Genomic DNA, 19,039 nt, shown 5'->3' on the forward strand with positions numbered 1-19,039 from the left:
GCTGGCGACAACGTCGGTATCCTGCTGCGCGGCACCAAGCGTGAAGAAGTGGAACGTGGCCAAGTGCTGTGCAAGCCTGGCTCGATCAAGCCCCACACCCACTTCACCGGTGAAATCTACGTGCTGAGCAAGGATGAAGGCGGCCGCCACACTCCTTTCTTCAACAACTACCGTCCCCAGTTCTACTTCCGTACCACGGACGTGACCGGTGCGATCGAGCTGCCCGAAGGCAAGGAAATGGTGATGCCTGGTGACAACGTCTCCATTACCGTCAAGCTGATCAACCCCATCGCCATGGAAGAAGGTCTGCGCTTCGCTATCCGCGAAGGTGGTCGTACCGTGGGCGCTGGCGTGGTTGCAAAAATCATCGCGTAAGGGTTCTCTAGGGGTATAGCTCAATTGGCAGAGCGTCGGTCTCCAAAACCGAAGGTTGTAGGTTCGATTCCTACTGCCCCTGCCACCTGGGAATAGGTGGTAAGCAAGCCCGCTACGGTGTAGCGGGCTTCAGTGTCTTGAGGATGCTGAAAATTTAGTACAAGTGAAACGCGAATAAAGACTATGGCTACGACACAAGTTCAGACAGTCAACACCAGCGCAGACAAAGCCAAATTGGCAGTGGCTGTACTGTTGGTGCTTGGCGCCTTGACGGCGTTCTATCTGCTGGGCAAGCAAGGTGCCGTGGTCCAGTGGGCTGCGCTGCTGGTGGGCTTGGGTCTGGCTGCGGCGGCGTTCTTCACGTCCGAGTCCGGCCGTCAGCTGATCGCCTTTGGTAAGGATGCCTGGCGCGAAGTGCGCAAGGTGGTCTGGCCCGCACGCAAGGAGGCGATTCAAATCACCGCCTATGTGTTTGGTTTTGTGCTCATCATGGCCTTGTTCCTTTGGCTCACGGACAAGACACTTGAGTGGGTTTTCTACGATCTGATTCTGGGGTGGAAAAAATAATGACTGATGATGTGGTGACTCCCGCAGCAGAGCAGCCCGCGTCCGCGCCTGTGAATCCTGATCTGCGCTGGTATGTTGTGCACGCCTATTCCGGCATGGAAAAGGCTGTTGAGCGCAACATCATCGAGCGCATCAACCGTGCCGGCATGCAGAGCAAGTTCGGCCGTATCTTGGTCCCCATGGAAGAAGTGGTGGAAGTCAAGAATGGCCAGAAGAAAACGACCGAGCGCAAGTTTTTCCCCGGATACGTTCTGGTGGAAATGGTCATGGACGACGACAGCTGGCACTTGGTGAAGCACACCAACAAGGTCACGGGTTTTGTGGGTGGTGCAAAGAATCGCCCGGCTCCGATCTCCGAAGCCGAGGTCATGAAGATCGTCAATCAGATGCAGGAAGGCACTGACAAACCGCGCCACAAGATCGAGTTTGTGGTGGGCGAATTTGTGCGCGTCAAGGAAGGCCCGTTCACCGACTTCAATGGTTCGGTGGAAGACGTCAACTACGAAAAGAGCAAGGTGCGTGTGTCGGTCACGATTTTCGGTCGCTCCACGCCCGTCGAGCTTGAGTTTTCTCAGATCGAAAAGACATAAGGTTTTTCCGCCAGCAATGGTGGATTAGTGTTTGCGTTATCCGACTCGGCGCAGACGTTTTGAAAGAGTCGTTAACCCCGGGGAGCCGGGACCTGAGTGGTTCAGTGTCCAGGCGTTATTACCCGTAAGGAGAAATCATGGCGAAGAAAATCGTTGGTTTCATCAAGCTGCAAGTGCCAGCTGGTAAAGCCAATCCCTCCCCCCCAATTGGTCCGGCCCTGGGTCAACGCGGTCTGAACATCATGGAGTTCTGCAAGGCATTCAATGCCCAGACCCAAGGTGTTGAGCCTGGTCTGCCTCTGCCCGTGGTGATCACAGCATTTGCCGACAAGAGCTTTACCTTTGTCATCAAGACGCCTCCGGCCACCGTGCTGATCAAGAAGGCCATCAAGCTGGACAAGGGCTCTTCCAACCCCCTGAAGGACAAGGTTGGCAAGATCACGCGCGCCCAGCTCGAAGAAATCGCCAAGACCAAGATGAAGGACATGACTGCCGCCGATCTGGATGCAGCCGTTCGCACCATCGCTGGTTCTGCCCGTTCCATGGGCGTGAATGTGGAGGGCGTGTAAATGTCCAAGCTCACCAAAAAGCAAAAAGCCCAAGTGGGCAAGATTGACACCACCAAGCTGTACGCCCTGGCGGACGCTCTGGGTCTGGTGAAAGAGTTTGCCAACGCCAAGTTCGATGAATCCATCGACGTGGCCGTGCAACTCGGTATCGATGCCAAGAAGTCTGACCAAGTGGTGCGTGGCGCTGTGGTGCTGCCCAATGGCACTGGCAAGACAAAACGTGTGGCTGTGTTCGCCCAAGGCGCCAAGGCTGAAGAGGCCAAGGCCGCTGGCGCTGATGTGGTCGGCATGGACGATCTGGCTGCCATGGTCAAGGCTGGCGACATGCCTTTCGACGTGGTGATTGCTGCGCCCGACGCAATGCGTATCGTGGGTACCCTGGGTCAAATCCTGGGGCCGCGCGGCCTGATGCCTAACCCCAAGGTGGGCACTGTGACGCCCGACGTCGCTATGGCTGTGAAGAACGCCAAGGCAGGTCAGGTGCAATTCCGCGTGGACAAGGCCGGTATCGTGCATAGCACTATCGGTCGCCGTTCCTTCGACGCCGCCCAGTTGCAAGGCAACTTGGCTGCACTGGTGGAAGCGCTGAACAAGGCCAAGCCCGCTTCGAGCAAGGGCCAGTACCTGCGCAAGATCGCTGTTTCGTCGACCATGGGTGTGGGTGTCCGCGTGGACCTGCAAACCATCGCGGCGTAATCGCAAAAAATTTGGACAATCGGAAACGGTGGTCCAGAGTGGTGGGCCGCCCTGTTCTTGAATAGGGCGGGCCATCCAAGACCGTTGGTGTGCAAGCGATTGCACTTAATCGTCGGGCTCCCGGGCAACCAGGGTCCAAGCCAACGCAGATGGCGATCCCGCTGCAGATGGAATGAAGTTCTGTTAACAGTTGGTCGCTGCAATGTGGAGCACCCAGTGACGCAAGTTACATGGTGCATTTAAAGGAGTAGACCTTGAGTCTGAATCGCAGTGAGAAAGAAGCGGTCATCAGTGATGTGACCGGCCTCGCCGCTAAAGCTCAAACGCTCGTGATCGCGGAATACCGCGGCATCACGGTCGCTGACATGACCAAACTGCGCAACACCGCGCGCAGCGCTGGCGTGAGCCTGAGTGTTCTGAAGAACACCTTGGCCCGTCGTGCTGTTGCCGGTAGCAGCTTTGACGTTGTTGCTGACCAGATGACCGGTCCCCTGATCTACGGCTTTTCCGAAGACGCAGTGGCTGCCGCCAAGGTGGTGGCCGATTTCGCGAAGACCAACGACAAGTTGGTCATCCGCGGCGGTGCGTACGGCGGCAAGGCCCTGGACGTGAACGGCGTGAAGCAACTGGCAAGCATCCCTTCCAAGGAAGTGTTGCTGGCGCAATTGCTGGGCTTGATGCAATCCCCCATCTCCCGTACGGCCCGTGTGCTGGCGGCGTTGGCGGAGCAACGTGGCGCAGGTGCAGCAGAAGCTGCCCCCGCAGAGGCAGCCGCAGCCTGATCGCTGCCTGTCTGTAGTAACCAATATTGTTAGGAAATCAAAATGGCATTCGATAAAGACGCATTTTTGACCGCGCTGGACAGCATGTCGGTCATGGAACTCAACGACTTGGTGAAAGCCATCGAAGAGAAATTTGGCGTAAGCGCTGCTGCTATGGCTGCTCCCGCTGCTGGCGGTGGCGGTGGCGGTGCTGCTGCTGCTGAAGAAAAGACCGAGTTCAACGTCGTTCTGACTGACGCTGGCGCCAACAAGGTGTCCGTCATCAAGGCCGTGCGTGAAATCACCGGTCTGGGCCTGAAGGAAGCCAAGGACCTGGTCGACGGCGCTCCCAAGGCTGTCAAGGAAGGCATCGCTAAGGCTGACGCTGAAGCCGCTCTGAAGAAGCTGGTGGAAGCTGGCGCCAAGGCCGAACTCAAGTAAGAGTTTGCTTTGCCAGGGCTGGAGGTCCCCACAAGGGCCTCCAGCCTTTGCTGCTTGTGAGACGTGTATTCAGTGCACACTCCAAAGCGGTTCAAAACCGTTTTGGAGTGTCTTCTGATCCCGACTGCAGAAGATGCCTTGGTACGGGCCATGTGCAACGCATGGCCGTCCGCCAGTGATTGGTAGTGGCCAATCGCCAAGCCTGTTGAGAAGAGCGCTCAACGCGACAGTCGCCTAGGACCCCCAGGATTCCTCAGCCTTTGCCCGGAGATCTAATGGCTTACACATACACAGAACGCAAACGCATTCGCAAAAACTTCGGTAGTCGCGAAAGTGTGCTCGAGATCCCTTACCTGCTGCAGATGCAAAAAGATGCGTACACCGCATTCCTGCAGGCAGACGTAGCCCCCAAGAAACGTACCGCAGAAGGCCTGCAGGCTGCCTTCGAAGCCGCCTTCCCCATCGTCTCGCACAACGGTTTTGTGGAGATGAAGTACCTCGAGTACAACCTCGCCAAGCCCGCGTTTGATGTGCGTGAGTGCCAGACCCGTGGTCTGACCTTTGCCTCCGCCGTGCGTGCCAAGGTCCAGCTGATCATCTATGACCGTGAATCGTCCACGGCCCAGAACAAGGTGGTCAAGGAAGTCAAGGAACAAGAGGTCTACATGGGTGAAGTGCCCCTGATGACCGGCAAGGGTTCTTTCATCATCAATGGTACTGAGCGCGTGATCGTGTCCCAGCTGCACCGTTCGCCCGGCGTGTTTTTCGAGCACGACAAGGGCAAGACCCACAGCTCGGGCAAGCTGCTGTTCTCCGCACGCATCATTCCCTACCGCGGCTCCTGGCTGGACTTCGAGTTCGACCCCAAGGACCTGTTGTACTTCCGCGTGGATCGTCGCCGCAAGATGCCGGTCACCATTCTGCTCAAGGCCATCGGCCTGAACAACGAATCCATCCTCGCGAACTTCTTCGTTAACGACAACTTCCGCCTGATGGACAGTGGCGCACAAATGGAGTTTGTGGCCGAGCGTCTGCGCGGTGAAGTGGCCCGTTTCGACATCACCGACAAGAGCGGCAAGGTCGTCGTGGCCAAGGACAAGCGCGTCACGGCACGCCACACCCGCGAGCTCGAGCAGTCCGGTACCTCGCACATCAGCGTGCCGGAAGACTTCCTGATCGGTCGCGTCGTGGCGCGCAATGTGGTTGACGGTGACACCGGCGAAATCGTGGCCAAGGCCAACGAAGAGCTGACCGAAGCACTGCTCAAGAAGCTGCGCACCGCGGGCATCCAGGAACTCGCTTGCATCTATACCAACGAGCTGGACCAAGGTGCCTACATCTCGCAAACCCTGCGCACCGACGAAACGGTGGACGAGTTTGCCGCACGTGTGGCCATCTACCGCATGATGCGTCCCGGCGAGCCGCCGACAGAAGACGCCGTGCAGGCCCTGTTCCAGCGTCTGTTCTACAACCCCGACACTTACGATCTGTCGCGCGTGGGCCGCATGAAGTTCAACGCCAAGATGGGCCGTTCGGAATCGTCCGGCCCCATGGTGCTGACCAACGAAGACATCTTGGCCGTGGTCAAGATCCTGGTGGACCTGCGCAATGGCCGCGGTGACGTTGACGATATTGACCACTTGGGCAACCGTCGCGTGCGTTGCGTGGGCGAACTCGCCGAAAACCAGTACCGTACCGGTCTGGCACGTATTGAGAAGGCTGTGAAGGAGCGTCTGGGCCAGGCTGAGCAAGAGCCCCTGATGCCGCACGACCTGATCAACAGCAAGCCGATCTCGGCCGCACTGAAGGAGTTCTTCGGCGCGTCCCAGCTATCGCAGTTCATGGACCAGACCAACCCGCTGGCCGAAATCACCCACAAGCGCCGCGTGTCGGCCCTTGGCCCGGGCGGTTTGACGCGCGAGCGTGCCGGCTTCGAAGTGCGTGACGTGCACGTGACCCACTACGGTCGCGTCTGCCCGATCGAAACGCCTGAAGGTCCGAACATTGGTCTGATCAACTCGCTGGCCCTCTACGCTCGCCTCAACGAGTACGGCTTTATCGAGACGCCCTACCGCCGTGTGGTTGACAGCAAGGTCACCAACGACATCGACTACCTGTCTGCCATCGAAGAAGGCAAGTACGTGATTGCCCAGGCCAACGCGGCCTTGGACAAGGACGGTACGCTGATTGGCGACCTTGTGTCGGCACGTGAAAAGGGTGAATCCATCCTGGTCGGCGCCGACCGCGTGCAGTACATGGATGTGTCGCCCGCACAGATCGTGTCGGTGGCTGCCTCGCTGGTGCCCTTCCTGGAGCACGACGATGCGAACCGCGCCTTGATGGGCGCCAACATGTCGCGTCAAGCCGTGCCCGTGCTGCGCCCCGAGAAGCCCATGGTGGGCACGGGTATCGAGCGCGTGGCCGCAGTGGACTCCGGCACCGTGGTGACCGCCACCCGTGGCGGCGTGGTGGACTATGTGGATGCGACCCGCGTGGTGATCCGCGTGAACGACGCCGAAGCGCAAGCCGGCGAAGTGGGCGTGGACATCTACAACCTCATCAAGTACCAGCGTTCCAACCAGAACACCAACATCCACCAGCGTCCCATCGTCAAGAAGGGCGACAAGCTCTCCAAGGGCGACGTGATTGCCGACGGTGCATCGACTGACTTGGGCGAAATCGCCATCGGTCAGAACATGCTGGTGGCCTTCATGCCCTGGAACGGCTACAACTTTGAAGACTCGATCCTGATCAGCGAGCGCGTGGTGGCCGAAGACCGTTACACCTCCATTCACATCGAAGAACTCGTGGTGATGGCGCGTGACACCAAGCTGGGTGCGGAAGAAATCACCCGCGACATTCCCAACTTGTCCGAGCAACAACTCAACCGTCTGGACGAGTCCGGCATCATCTACGTGGGCGCGGAAGTGCTGCCGGGTGACACGCTGGTGGGCAAGGTCACGCCCAAGGGTGAGACCACGCTGACGCCCGAAGAGAAGCTGCTGCGCGCCATCTTCGGCGAGAAGGCTTCCGACGTGAAGGACACCTCGCTGCGCGTGGACCAGGGCTCGCAAGGCACGGTCATTGACGTGCAGGTCTTTACCCGTGAAGGCATCCAGCGCGACCGCCGCGCCCAGCAGATCATCGACGACGAACTCAAGCGTTTCCGCCTGGACCTCAACGACCAGTTGCGCATCGTGGAAGCCGACGCTTTCGACCGTATCGAGAAGCTGCTGACCGGCAAGGTCGCCAACGGCGGCCCGCAAAAGCTGGCCAAGGGCACCAAGCTGGACAAGGCCTACCTGGCTTCCGTCGAGAAGTTCCATTGGTTCGATATCCGCCCGGCGGACGAAGAAGTTGCTTCGCAGCTGGAGTCCATCAAGAACTCGCTGGAGCAGACCCGCCACAGCTTTGACCTGGCTTTTGAAGAAAAGCGCAAGAAGCTCACGCAAGGCGACGAGCTGCCTGCAGGCGTGCTCAAGATGGTCAAGGTCTACATCGCGGTCAAGCGCCGCCTGCAGCCTGGTGACAAGATGGCCGGCCGCCACGGCAACAAGGGCGTGGTCTCCAAAATCACGCCCGTGGAAGACATGCCTTACCTGGCAGACGGCACCCCCGTCGACATCGTGCTCAACCCGCTGGGCGTGCCCTCGCGGATGAACATCGGTCAGGTGCTGGAAGTGCACTTGGGCTGGGCCGGCAAGGGCTTGGGCCAGCGCATCGGCGACATGTTGCAGCGCGAAGCCGCAGCGACGGAAATCCGTGGCTTCCTCGAGCAGGTCTATAACAGCGCCGGCCGCAAGGAAGACCTGAGCCAGCTCTCGGACAGCGAAGTCCGCAGCATGGCCCAGGAACTCACCAGCGGTGTTCCGTTCGCCTCGCCCGTTTTTGACGGCGCGACTGAGCAAGAAATCGGCGATATGCTGCAACTGGCCTACCCGGATGATGTGGCCAAGGCCAAGGGCCTGACCGCCGCACGCACCCAGGCGCAGCTCTACGACGGACGCACCGGCGACGCTTTCGAGCGCACCACGACCGTGGGCTACATGCACTACCTGAAGCTGCACCACTTGGTAGACGACAAGATGCACGCCCGTTCGACCGGCCCCTACAGCTTGGTCACGCAGCAACCGCTGGGTGGCAAGGCCCAGTTCGGTGGCCAGCGTTTCGGTGAAATGGAAGTGTGGGCACTGGAAGCATATGGTGCCTCCTACGTGTTGCAGGAAATGCTCACCGTCAAGTCCGATGACGTGCAAGGCCGTACCAAGGTGTACGAGAACATCGTCAAGGGCGAACACTCCATCGAAGCCGGCATGCCGGAATCGTTCAATGTGTTGGTCAAGGAAATCCGTTCCTTGGGCATCGACATCGAACTCGAACGTTCTTAATTGAAAGGGAAAGAGTCACATGAAATCTTTACTCGACCTGTTCAAGCAGTTCACCCCGGATGAGCATTTCGATGCCATCAAGATCGGCATGGCTTCGCCCGAAAAGATCCGTTCCTGGTCTTTTGGCGAAGTGAAGAAGCCCGAAACCATCAACTACCGCACCTTCAAGCCCGAACGTGACGGCCTGTTCTGCGCCAAGATCTTTGGACCCATCAAGGACTACGAATGCCTGTGCGGCAAGTACAAGCGTCTGAAGCACCGCGGTGTGATCTGCGAAAAGTGCGGCGTTGAAGTCACACAGACCAAGGTGCGCCGCGAACGCATGGGTCACATCGACCTTGCCGCGCCCTGCGCCCATATCTGGTTCCTGAAGTCCCTGCCGTCTCGTCTGGGCTTGGTGCTCGACATGACACTGCGTGACATTGAACGCGTGCTTTACTTCGAAGCATATGTGGTGACTGACCCCGGCATGACCCCGCTGAAGAAGTACAGCATCATGTCCGAGGACGACTTCGACGCCAAGTTCAAGGAATACGGTGACGAGTTCACCGCGAAGATGGGTGCGGAAGGTATCAAGGATCTGCTCGAGAGCATCGACATCGAAGGCTCCATCGAGAAGCTGCGCAACGACCTGACTGGTTCCGAGCTGAAGATCAAGAAGAACGCCAAGCGCCTCAAGGTGCTCGAAGCCTTCAAGAAGTCCGGTATCAAGCCCGAGTGGATGGTGCTGGACGTGCTGCCCGTGTTGCCGCCGGACCTGCGTCCGCTGGTCCCGCTGGACGGCGGCCGCTTCGCGACCTCCGACCTGAACGACCTGTACCGCCGCGTCATCAACCGCAACAGCCGTCTGCGCCGTCTGCTGGAGCTCAAGGCTCCGGAAATCATCGCGCGCAACGAAAAGCGCATGCTGCAAGAAGCCGTGGACAGCCTGCTGGACAACGGTCGCCGTGGCAAGGCCATGACGGGCGCCAACAAGCGCGCACTGAAGTCCCTGGCCGACATGATCAAGGGCAAGAGCGGTCGTTTCCGTCAGAACTTGCTGGGCAAGCGCGTGGACTATTCCGGTCGTTCCGTGATTACCGTGGGCCCGACGCTCAAGCTGCACCAGTGTGGTCTGCCCAAGCTGATGGCGCTGGAACTGTTCAAGCCCTTCATCTTCGCGCGCCTAGAAGCCATGGGCATTGCGACCACCATCAAGGCCGCCAAGAAGGAAGTCGAATCCGGCACGCCCGTGGTGTGGGACATCCTGGAAGAGGTCATCAAGGAACACCCCGTGATGCTCAACCGTGCGCCTACGCTGCACCGTCTGGGTATCCAGGCCTTTGAGCCCATCCTGATCGAAGGCAAGGCCATCCAGCTGCACCCCCTCGTTTGCGCGGCCTTCAACGCCGACTTCGACGGTGACCAGATGGCTGTGCACGTTCCCCTGTCGGTGGAAGCGCAAATGGAAGCCCGCACGCTGATGCTGGCCTCCAATAACGTGCTGTTCCCAGCCAACGGCGAACCCTCCATCGTGCCCTCGCAGGACGTGGTGCTGGGTCTGTACTACACCACCCGTGACCGTATCAACGGCAAGGGTGAAGGCCTGATTTTCGCCGATACCGGTGAAGTGCAACGCGCCTTTGACGCGGGCCAGGTCGAGCTCAACGCACGCATCAACGTGCGCCTGACCGAATGGACCAAGGACAAGGCCACCGGCGAATTCGTGCCCTCGACCAAGCTGTGGGAAACCACCGCCGGCCGCGCACTGCTGTCTGAAATCCTGCCCAAGGGCCTGCCTTTTGCCAACATCAACAAGGCGCTCAAGAAGAAGGAAATCTCCAAGCTCATCAACGTGAGCTTCCGCAAGTGCGGCCTGAAGGAAACCGTGGTGTTTGCCGACAAGCTGCTGCAAAGCGGTTTCCGTCTGGCGACCAAGGCCGGTATCTCCATCTGTATCGGCGACATGCTGGTGCCTTCCGAAAAGCACGACATCATCGGTCGCGCCCAGAAGGAAGTGAAGGAGATCGAACAGCAGTACGTCTCCGGTCTGGTGACCGCTGGCGAGCGCTACAACAAGGTGGTGGACATCTGGGGCAAGTCGGGTGACGAAGTGTCCAAGGTGATGATGGCCAAGCTCTCCAAAGAGATGGTGATCGACCGCAACGGCAAGGAAGTGGCCCAGGAGTCCTTCAACTCCATCTACATGATGGCTGACTCCGGCGCCCGCGGCTCTGCCGCCCAGATCCGCCAGGTGGCCGGTATGCGGGGTCTGATGGCCAAGCCTGACGGTTCCATCATCGAGACGCCCATTACCGCGAACTTCCGCGAAGGTCTGAACGTGCTGGAGTACTTCATCTCCACCCACGGTGCCCGTAAGGGTCTGGCCGACACGGCGCTAAAGACTGCCAACTCCGGTTACCTGACACGCCGCCTGGTCGACGTGACCCAGGATCTGGTGGTGACCGAGCAGGATTGCGGCACCCACAGCGGTTACCTGATGCGCGCCATCGTCGAAGGCGGTGAAGTGATCGAATCCCTGCGCGACCGCGTGCTGGGCCGTACCACTGCCGACGACGTGCTGCACCCCGAAAACCGTGGCGTGCTGGCCAAGGCCGGCGACATGCTCGATGAAGACCTCATCGAAGAGCTCGAAGCCGCTGGCGTGGACGAGGTCAAGGTGCGTACCGCGCTGACCTGCGAAACCCGCTTTGGCATCTGCGCCAAGTGCTATGGCCGCGACCTGGGCCGTGGCGGCCTGATCAACGGCGGCGAAGCCGTCGGTGTGATCGCTGCCCAGTCCATCGGTGAACCCGGTACCCAGCTGACCATGCGTACCTTCCACATCGGCGGTGCCGCTTCGCGCGCTGCCATCGCCTCCAGCGTGGAAGCCAAGTCCAACGGCGCCATCGGCTTCAACGCCACGATGCGCTATGTGACGAATAGCAAGGGTGAACTGGTGGTGATTGCGCGTTCCGGCGAAATCATCATCCACGACGAACACGGCCGTGAGCGTGAGCGCCACAAGGTGCCCTACGGCGCCGTGCTGACCGTGAAGGCCGACCAAGCCATCAAGGCTGGCGCCATCCTCGCCAACTGGGACCCGCTGACCCGCCCCATCATTACCGAATTCGCCGGCAAGGCGCATTTCGAGAACGTGGAAGAAGGTCTGACCGTGGCCAAGCAGGTCGACGAAGTGACCGGCTTGTCCACGCTGGTGGTGATCGACCCCAAGCGCCGCGGCGCTGCCAAGGTCGTGCGTCCCCAGGTCAAGCTCATCGACGCCTCCGGCCACGAAGTGAAGATCCCTGGTACCGACCACTCTGTGACGATCGGCTTCCCCGTGGGCGCCCTGGTGCAAGTGCGTGACGGTCAGGACGTGGGCCCCGGCGAAGTGCTGGCGCGTATCCCGATCGAAGGCCAGAAGACCCGCGACATTACCGGCGGTCTGCCACGTGTGGCCGAACTCTTCGAAGCCCGTTCGCCCAAGGACAAGGGTGTGCTGGCCGAAGTGACCGGTACAGTGTCGTTCGGTAAGGAAACCAAGGGCAAGGTGCGTCTGCAGATCACCGACCCCGAAGGCAAGGTCTGGGAAGAACTCGTGCCCAAGGAAAAGAACATCTTGGTGCACGAAGGCCAGGTGGTCAACAAGGGCGAAAGCGTGGTGGACGGCCCGGCCGATCCGCAGGACATCCTGCGCCTGCTGGGTTCCGAAGAACTGGCCCGCTACATCGTGGACGAAGTGCAGGACGTGTACCGCTTGCAAGGCGTGAAGATCAACGACAAGCACATCGAAGTGATTGTTCGTCAGATGCTGCGCCGTGTGGTGGTCGAGAACGCCGGTGACTCCAGCTACATCAATGGTGAACAGGTGGAGCGTTCCGAAATGCTCAACACCAACGACGCCCTGCGCGCCGAAGGCAAGGTGCCTGCGACCTACACCAACCTGCTGCTGGGTATCACCAAGGCATCGTTGTCCACCGACAGCTTCATCTCCGCGGCGTCCTTCCAGGAAACCACGCGCGTGCTGACCGAGGCTGCCATCATGGGCAAGCGCGACGAGCTGCGTGGCCTGAAGGAAAACGTCATCGTGGGTCGCCTGATCCCCGCTGGTACCGGTCTGGCCTACCACGACGCCCGCAAGGTGCGCGAGACCATGGACGACGCCGAACGCCGTGCGATCGCCGAAGCCGAAGCCGCCGAACTGGCGGGTGGCTCCGACGCCGTTGGTGAGGTGGAAACCAACGAAGGCTCTGCAGCTGAATAAGCGGCACGCCTAGCGCGCTTTGCGCCAATGCCCCAAGCATGTCCTGCGCAGCTTGGGGCATTTTTTTTGAAAGTCGCTGACCATGGATCTGTCTTTGCTGTTGTGGCTGGCTCTGGCGCTGCTGCTGTTCTGGGGTGTGGGTTTGTACAACCGCCTCATGCGCTTGCGCGCGCGCGGCCTCGAAGTCATGGGCGTGGTGGAAAAGCACGCGGGGGCCTGCGCTGCGCTGGTTAAACAGGCGCTGGTGCCCCAGGGTGAACTGGAGGCGCGCGTACGCGTGCCCACCTGGGCGGCGTTGGAATCGGCGGCCTCGCATCTGGAGCATGTGCTGGCGCAGGCGCACCTCACGCCCCTGCTTCCGGCCGATGTGCGCGCCCTGTCCGAGGCTTGGTCCGCCATGCAGACCACCTGGGAGCAGGGCTGTGAAACCCCCAATGACCTCGCCGGCCCCGTCATGCCTGCTGAAGTGTTGGAGGCCTGGACAGCGGCCAGCAACAAAGTGCAAAGCGCCAGCGGTGGCTACAACCAGATCGCCGCGCGTTACAACGAAGCGATTGCGCAGCTGCCGGCCCGCTGGGTGGTGCGCACCATGGGCTTCGCGCCCGCAGGAATATTCTGATCCATGAATGAAGTCGTAAAAGCGCCGCCGCTGTGGCGGCAGTTGCAGCAGGTGGCGCGTGTCTGCCACGCGGTCCAGTCCGGTATCTCGGGCACCGTAGCGTTGGAATCTGTGGACTCTGGCCTGCGCGGTGGCGTGCAGGCCCTGTGCTTCCACGCCTGGCGGCGTTGGGGCCAGGCCCAGGCGCTGCGTGCGCAGCTCGCGCGCAAGGCGCCGCCGCCCCTGGCTGATGCCTTGCTCTGTGCCGCACTGGCGCTGGCCAGCGACGCCGAGGCCCAGGCCTACGACGCCTTCACGCTGGTCAACCAATCGGTGGAAGCGGCCAAGCGCATGTCTGAAACCAAGGCCCAAGCCAATTTCATCAATGCTTGCCTGCGCCGCTTCCTGCGCGAGAGCGAGGCCTTGCTGCAGGCTAGCGATGCCGACCCGGTGGCGCGCTGGAACCACCCGCGCTGGTGGATTGCGCGCCTGGAGAAAGACCATCCTGAACATTGGGAGTCGCTGCTCGCTGCGGCCAACCGCCACGCGCCCATGACGCTGCGCGTCAATCCGCGGCGTGCCGAGGTCGGGGCCTATTTGCAGACCTTGCAGGACGCGGGCCTGGCAGCGAGGCACTGTTCTGCCAACACCATTGAGCTGTTGCACCCCGTGCCCGTGGACAAGCTGCCCGGCTTTGCCCAAGGCTGCGTCTCAGTGCAGGATGCAGCGGCCCAGGTCGCCGCGCCGCTGCTACTGGATGGCTATGTGGTCCCGGGCCCGCTGCGCATCCTTGACGCCTGCGCCGCGCCCGGCGGCAAGACCGGCCATCTGCTGGAGCTAGCCGATGCCGAGGTTGTGGCTCTGGAGGTGGATGAGCGCCGTGCCCAGCGCATTGAAAGCAATGTCGAGCGCTTGGGCCTGCAGGCGCAGATCCGGGTGGCCGACGCGGGCGCCGTGGCGAGCTGGTGGGATGGCCGCGTGTTTGACCTCATCCTGCTGGACGCGCCGTGCACAGCCTCGGGCATTGTGCGGCGCCACCCCGACATCCGCTGGCTGCGCCGAGAGGGCGACAGCGCGCAGCTCGCCGCTATTCAGACCGAGTTGCTGCGCGCACTCTGGCCGCTGGTGCGCGCCGGCGGGCGCCTGCTGTTCTGTACCTGCTCCATCTTCCGCGCCGAGGGCGATGCGCAGGTGCAAGCGTTTCTTGCAAACAACACTGACGCCCGTTTGCTGCCTTCTCCCGGCCATTTGCTGCCCCGTAGCAACGTAGGGCCAGGCCTTGTCGCTGACAATCCATTGGGTGACCACGACGGTTTTTTCTACGCACTTTTCGAGAAGCGCGCTGCTTGACCGGGCAATGCGTTGGCTGCTGACCGCCTGCTTGTTGTGCCTGGGCCTGCTGGGCCAGGCACAGGCTTCGGTGGAGCTGGCCTCGTTCGAGCTGGAGCGCGGCAGTGAAGAACTCAGTCTCTCGGCCCAGCTCCAATTCGAACTCTCCACCACGGTGGAAGAGGCCTTGCTAAAGGGCATCCCCATGGTGTTTGTGGCCGAGGCCGAGGTGCTGCGCGAACGCTGGTACTGGTATGACAAAAGCGTGGTCAGCTCGGTGCGCCAGTTCCGGCTCGCGTTCCAACCTCTGACGCGGCGCTGGCGCCTGACTGTCAGCTCCGGTGTCCCCAATGCTGCAGGTCAGGGCTTGGCGCTGAACCAGAGCTTTGACACCTTGCAGCAAGCCATGGCCTCCATCAAGCGTATTTCGCGCTGGCGCATTGCCGGTGCCAGCGAGCTGGATCCGGCATTGCGCTACCGCTTTGATTTCCGATTCCGCCTTGACCAAAGCCAGTTGCCACGCCCCTTTCAGATCGGCGCGATTGGCCAGCCGGACTGGGATATCTCGATTTCTCGCTCCGAAGTTCTGGCGCCTGAGGCTGCCAAATGACAAGGGCCGTGGTGCCGGCGTCGACCGATCGCGTGCTGACTTCGCGTGCGGTGCGACGCACCATCACGCTGGGGGCTGCCGTCATGGTGCTCATTGGCCTGCTGTTGCTCTATCTGTTGACGCAGGCCACCACCAACCGGGAGTTCTATGAGGAGAACTACGCCCGCCTGTTTGTGGTCAATGTCATAGTCGCGTCCGCATTGGCGATCGCCATTGCCTGGGTGGGCTACCGTCTGATGGCTCGGCTGCGCCAAGGGCGTTTTGGTAGTCGCCTGCTGGTCAAGTTGGCAACCATTTTTGCCCTTGTGGGCGTCGGGCCTGGTCTTCTGATTTACGTGGTGTCTTATCAGTTTGTCTCCCGATCCATTGAAACATGGTTTGATGTAGAGGTGGAAGGCGCGCTTGAGGCCGGGCTGAGTCTGGGGCGTGTGACACTCGAAACCTTGTCCAGCGACCTGGCCAACAAGTCCCGGGCAGCGTCGTCTCAATTGGCGGAGGTCAGCGATAGTGGTGTGGGTGAAGTTGCGGAGCGATTGCTGGAGCAGCTTGGTGCCACTGACATCACCGTGTGGACGGGAAGCGGCAAACTGATTGCCAGTGTGGGGCAGTCCCGGTTTCAGTTGAGTCCGGACAAGCCCAGTTCCAGTCAGTTCCGGTCGGCGCGGCAAGCTCGCTCGCTTTCCTGGATTGAGGGATTGGAGGAATCTGCACCCGGGGCTTTGGCCAATGCTCAGATTAAGGCCCTCGTGCCCGTTTCCAGCGCCGTTTTGGGCTTGTCGGCAGATGCCCGCTATTTGTTGGTGTCCCGTACCCTTCCTTCGGGTTTGGTGGCCAATGCCATGGCGGTTGAATCCGCCAACCGCGAATACCAGGAGCGGGCTCTGGGGCGTGAGGGGCTCAAGCGCATGTACATCGGCACCTTGACGCTCAGCCTTTTCCTCGCTGTTTTTGGAGCTGTTTTACTGGCCGTGATTTTGGGGAACCAGATTGCCAGGCCCTTGCTTCTGCTGACAGAGGGCGTGAGCCAGGTGGCAGCAGGGGACTTGACGCCCAAGCTTGCAATGCAGGGACGCGATGAGCTGGGCGGTCTGACGCGCGCCTTTGCGTCCATGACCCAACAGCTTGCAGAAGCACGCCAGTCTGTTGAGACCAGCATGACACAGGTGGATGCAGCGCGTGCCAACTTGCAGACTATTTTGGACAATCTGACGTCTGGCGTGGTGGTGCTGACAGCAGATGGCCGGATTGTTTCCAGCAACCCGGGCGCAACACGCATTTTGCAGTTGCCTCTGGCGTCACATGAAGGCCATGCCCTTGAGGACATCCCGGGGTTGGAGGCCTTTGGCCAGGCTGTGCAGGAGCAGTTCAACCAATACTTTTCGGGTCAAACCGAACACGAGCTGGACCACTGGCAGCAATCGTTCGAGCTGGGCGGCAACGCCGCCGTGCAAAGCCCTTTTGAACGCGCCCTCACACTGGTTGCGCGCGGAGCGGAACTGCCCGGTGCGCAGCGCCTGCTGGTGTTTGACGATATTTCCGAAATTGTTTCGGCCCAGCGCGCGCAGGCTTGGGGCGAAGTGGCACGCCGCCTGGCCCATGAAATCAAGAATCCGCTGACACCGATCCAGCTCTCGGCCGAGCGCCTGGAGATGAAGCTCGCGGGCAAGCTCGAAGGCAGCGAGGCTGTGGTCTTGAGCAAATCCGTCAAGACCATCGTGGATCAGGTCGATGCGATGAAACGCTTGGTCAATGAGTTCCGCGACTATGCGCGCCTGCCCTCGGCCGAACTGAAGCCGGTGGACCTCAATGCGCTGGTGCGCGACGTGCTGCAGCTCTACGAGACCGACGCCAGCAAGGTGCTGGTGCAGGCCGAACTCGACGCTGCCAGTCCACCGGTGCGTGGCGACGCGCAGCAACTGCGCCAAGTCATCCACAATCTGGTGCAGAACGCACAGGACGCCACCGAATCGTCCGGTCTGGCCGAGTCCGGGCACGTCACCATACGCACCCAGTACCAGGCCGCCACCGACCGCGTGCGCCTCTCGGTGCTGGATCAGGGCACGGGCTTTCCCGAGCAGATTCTCAAACGCGCTTTCGAGCCCTATGTCACTACCAAGGCCAAAGGTACGGGCTTGGGGTTGGCCGTTGTCAAGAAAATCGCCGACGAACACGGCAGCCGTGTTGACATCACCAACCGCATGCTGGACGGCAAAGTGGTTGGGGCGCAAGTGTCGTTATCATTGAGCATAGACCACAGCGCACAGGTTTGAGTGCGGACAAGGGCATCAAAGGGACTGCGCTAACAATGGCAAACATACTGGTAGTCGATGACGAGCATGGCATACGGGACCTGCTTTGGGAAATTCTCAATGACGAAGGCCACACCGTAGAGCTCGCAGAGAACGCGGCGCAGGCCCGTGCGGCCCGCCTGCGCGAGCGTCCGGACCTCGTGTTGCTCGACATCTGGATGCCCGATACCGATGGTGTCACTCTGCTCAAGGAATGGTCCACCACGGGTGCCCTGACCATGCCAGTCATCATGATGAGCGGCCACGCCACCATAGATACCGCCGTGGAAGCCACCAAGATAGGCGCGCTGGCGTTTCTGGAAAAACCTGTCACCCTGCAAAAACTGCTCAAGGCGGTGGAGCAGGGGCTGGCCCGTAACAACCTGCGCAAGCCTGCGGCGCTGCCGACCACCAGCCAGCCTGTGGCCGAACCCACCGCTGCGCCTGCCGCCATGGTGGTTGCTACCGTGGACGCCGGCCCCGTGTCTGAGCAGCGATTTATGCTCGACAAGCCGCTGCGCGAGGCACGCGACGAATTCGAGAAGGCCTATTTTGAATACCACCTCGCCAAGGAAAACGGTTCTATGACTCGAGTAGCCGAGAAGACCGGTTTGGAACGCACCCACCTGTACCGCAAGCTCAAACAGCTCGGCGTCGACCTGACACGCGGCAAACGCAACGGCCCCTAAAACTGATGCTATAATTCAAGGCTCAGGCCCGGTAGCTCAGTCGGTAGAGCAGAGGATTGAAAATCCTTGTGTCGGTGGTTCGATTCCGCCCCAGGCCACCAAACCTAAAAATGGCTTCCAGCAATGGAAGCCATTTTTTTTGTCCCGCTACTGTGGAAAGCTAGTCCACCCGGACTCTTGTCGCCCCCGGTCGGTGCAGGTAGTCTTGTGAACCGTAGGTAAACCTCGTTGAGCGCACGGCAAAGCAGGTTGGTAAAACAAATAAGGCTGGAGTAACATGCAGCCGACAGCACGAGGGGAACGCATGTTCAGCAGGTTTCGGGGCAAAGGGGATACAACGGATCCCGCGAGGGATGCGCCGGATTCCCGTGGCCTGGAGGTAAAGGAAGACGACCCGGACACCGCCTGGAGCCTCTGGGACAGTGCCTTGGCCGAGCAAGACTCCCGCTTTGTGGATCTGCCTCCCATCAGCAGTGCAGTACCGCTGGCCGCCGAACCAACTGTGCCAAGCCCGCTCAGGCCCGCCGCTCCCTTCCCTGATCTGGATATTCCCACCCAGCCCATGGGCCTGGAAGAAAGCACGCCGGCCCAGCGCATGAAGGCTGCGCTGGACATTGTGGAGCTGCACCACCACCGCATTGCCAACACCATACGCACGCTATGGGGCTACAAGGAGTGCAGCGTCTACATCAACAAGCTCATCATGAACGGTGGCGACGGCATGGGCAATGCGCGCATTGGCTTCAACCAGGATGCGGCCGACGCCATGATGGTGCTGGCGGATCTGCATGACGCCGAGTTCGGCAGCACCGAGTTTGGCGGCGATCTGGGCTTTGGCGATTCGTCCTTTCACCCCGGCTACAACGGCCACCGCTGAGCGGCGGCCTCTCCT

At 60.6% G+C, this 19,039-nt stretch carries 15 protein-coding genes and 2 tRNA genes; all 17 read left to right on the forward strand.

Annotated elements, in window-relative coordinates; translation table 11 throughout:
* Positions 1–375: EF-Tu C-terminal domain-related protein (locus tag AC1RNN_RS15360; protein ID WP_493090319.1), on the forward strand; the 375-nt coding region annotated here is incomplete at its 5' end.
* 9 nt (positions 376–384) lie between these two features.
* Positions 385–460: transfer RNA gene (locus AC1RNN_RS15365), tRNA-Trp, on the forward strand.
* Between the two features lie 98 nt (positions 461–558).
* On the forward strand, positions 559–942 hold the full coding sequence (gene secE / locus AC1RNN_RS15370; RefSeq protein WP_493090317.1) for a preprotein translocase subunit SecE: 384 nt from the start codon (positions 559–561) through the stop codon (positions 940–942).
* Positions 942–1,532 (forward strand): transcription termination/antitermination protein NusG, encoded by a 591-nt coding sequence (nusG, locus tag AC1RNN_RS15375; protein ID WP_493090315.1) that lies wholly within the window; start codon positions 942–944, stop codon positions 1,530–1,532. The genes secE and nusG overlap by 1 nt, the downstream gene beginning before the upstream one ends.
* 137 nt (positions 1,533–1,669) lie before the next feature.
* Complete coding sequence (rplK, locus tag AC1RNN_RS15380) at positions 1,670–2,101, forward strand: 50S ribosomal protein L11 (RefSeq protein ID WP_057674553.1); 432 nt, start codon at positions 1,670–1,672, stop codon at positions 2,099–2,101.
* The gene (gene rplA / locus AC1RNN_RS15385) at positions 2,102–2,797 is read left to right on the forward strand and encodes a 50S ribosomal protein L1 (RefSeq protein WP_493090313.1); all 696 of its coding nucleotides are present in this window, start codon (positions 2,102–2,104) and stop codon (positions 2,795–2,797) included.
* A 254-nt stretch (positions 2,798–3,051) separates the two neighbouring features.
* Positions 3,052–3,579, forward strand: a complete 528-nt coding sequence (rplJ, locus tag AC1RNN_RS15390) for a 50S ribosomal protein L10 (protein ID WP_493090311.1) — start codon at positions 3,052–3,054, stop codon at positions 3,577–3,579.
* A gap of 42 nt (positions 3,580–3,621) precedes the next feature.
* Complete coding sequence (gene rplL / locus AC1RNN_RS15395) at positions 3,622–3,999, forward strand: 50S ribosomal protein L7/L12 (RefSeq protein WP_493090310.1); 378 nt, start codon at positions 3,622–3,624, stop codon at positions 3,997–3,999.
* A 275-nt stretch (positions 4,000–4,274) separates the two neighbouring features.
* Positions 4,275–8,387, forward strand: a complete 4,113-nt coding sequence (rpoB, locus tag AC1RNN_RS15400; RefSeq protein ID WP_493090309.1) for a DNA-directed RNA polymerase subunit beta — start codon at positions 4,275–4,277, stop codon at positions 8,385–8,387.
* 19 nt (positions 8,388–8,406) lie between these two features.
* Positions 8,407–12,633, forward strand: a complete 4,227-nt coding sequence (gene rpoC / locus AC1RNN_RS15405; RefSeq protein WP_493090307.1) for a DNA-directed RNA polymerase subunit beta' — start codon at positions 8,407–8,409, stop codon at positions 12,631–12,633.
* A gap of 82 nt (positions 12,634–12,715) precedes the next feature.
* A complete protein-coding gene (locus AC1RNN_RS15410) occupies positions 12,716–13,252 on the forward strand; it encodes a hypothetical protein (RefSeq protein ID WP_493090305.1) in 537 nt (178 codons plus the stop codon).
* A 3-nt stretch (positions 13,253–13,255) separates the two neighbouring features.
* Positions 13,256–14,581 carry a 16S rRNA (cytosine(967)-C(5))-methyltransferase RsmB gene (rsmB, locus tag AC1RNN_RS15415; RefSeq protein WP_493090304.1) on the forward strand — a complete coding sequence of 442 codons (1,326 nt, stop codon included), beginning with the start codon at positions 13,256–13,258 and terminating at the stop codon, positions 14,579–14,581.
* A 7-nt stretch (positions 14,582–14,588) separates the two neighbouring features.
* A complete protein-coding gene (locus tag AC1RNN_RS15420) occupies positions 14,589–15,170 on the forward strand; it encodes a DUF4390 domain-containing protein (protein WP_493090303.1) in 582 nt (193 codons plus the stop codon).
* Positions 15,167–17,440 carry a sensor histidine kinase gene (locus AC1RNN_RS15425; RefSeq protein WP_493090302.1) on the forward strand — a complete coding sequence of 758 codons (2,274 nt, stop codon included), beginning with the start codon at positions 15,167–15,169 and terminating at the stop codon, positions 17,438–17,440. The genes AC1RNN_RS15420 and AC1RNN_RS15425 overlap by 4 nt, the downstream gene beginning before the upstream one ends.
* A gap of 35 nt (positions 17,441–17,475) precedes the next feature.
* Positions 17,476–18,147 carry a response regulator gene (locus AC1RNN_RS15430; protein ID WP_493090301.1) on the forward strand — a complete coding sequence of 224 codons (672 nt, stop codon included), beginning with the start codon at positions 17,476–17,478 and terminating at the stop codon, positions 18,145–18,147.
* Positions 18,148–18,172: 25 nt separating this feature from the next.
* Positions 18,173–18,248, forward strand: a tRNA-Phe gene (locus AC1RNN_RS15435).
* 203 nt (positions 18,249–18,451) lie between these two features.
* Positions 18,452–19,024: a hypothetical protein gene (locus AC1RNN_RS15440; RefSeq protein ID WP_493090299.1), complete on the forward strand. Its 573-nt coding sequence runs from the start codon at positions 18,452–18,454 to the stop codon at positions 19,022–19,024.
* Positions 19,025–19,039: the final 15 nt, after the last annotated feature.

This window comes from Rhodoferax sp. GW822-FHT02D07 (assembly GCF_058802405.1).

What these genes read in the sequence shown, in the direction of transcription:
- secE (WP_493090317.1), top strand. Translation starts at nt 559, where the DNA reads ATGGCTACGACACAAGTTCAGACAGTCAACACCAGCGCAGACAAAGCC.
- nusG (WP_493090315.1), top strand. Translation starts at nt 942, where the DNA reads ATGACTGATGATGTGGTGACTCCCGCAGCAGAGCAGCCCGCGTCCGCG.
- rplK (WP_057674553.1), top strand. Translation starts at nt 1,670, where the DNA reads ATGGCGAAGAAAATCGTTGGTTTCATCAAGCTGCAAGTGCCAGCTGGT.
- rplA (WP_493090313.1), top strand. Translation starts at nt 2,102, where the DNA reads ATGTCCAAGCTCACCAAAAAGCAAAAAGCCCAAGTGGGCAAGATTGAC.
- rplL (WP_493090310.1), top strand. Translation starts at nt 3,622, where the DNA reads ATGGCATTCGATAAAGACGCATTTTTGACCGCGCTGGACAGCATGTCG.
- rpoB (WP_493090309.1), top strand. Translation starts at nt 4,275, where the DNA reads ATGGCTTACACATACACAGAACGCAAACGCATTCGCAAAAACTTCGGT.
- rpoC (WP_493090307.1), top strand. Translation starts at nt 8,407, where the DNA reads ATGAAATCTTTACTCGACCTGTTCAAGCAGTTCACCCCGGATGAGCAT.
- AC1RNN_RS15410 (WP_493090305.1), top strand. Translation starts at nt 12,716, where the DNA reads ATGGATCTGTCTTTGCTGTTGTGGCTGGCTCTGGCGCTGCTGCTGTTC.
- rsmB (WP_493090304.1), top strand. Translation starts at nt 13,256, where the DNA reads ATGAATGAAGTCGTAAAAGCGCCGCCGCTGTGGCGGCAGTTGCAGCAG.
- AC1RNN_RS15420 (WP_493090303.1), top strand. Translation starts at nt 14,589, where the DNA reads ATGCGTTGGCTGCTGACCGCCTGCTTGTTGTGCCTGGGCCTGCTGGGC.
- AC1RNN_RS15425 (WP_493090302.1), top strand. Translation starts at nt 15,167, where the DNA reads ATGACAAGGGCCGTGGTGCCGGCGTCGACCGATCGCGTGCTGACTTCG.
- AC1RNN_RS15430 (WP_493090301.1), top strand. Translation starts at nt 17,476, where the DNA reads ATGGCAAACATACTGGTAGTCGATGACGAGCATGGCATACGGGACCTG.
- AC1RNN_RS15440 (WP_493090299.1), top strand. Translation starts at nt 18,452, where the DNA reads ATGTTCAGCAGGTTTCGGGGCAAAGGGGATACAACGGATCCCGCGAGG.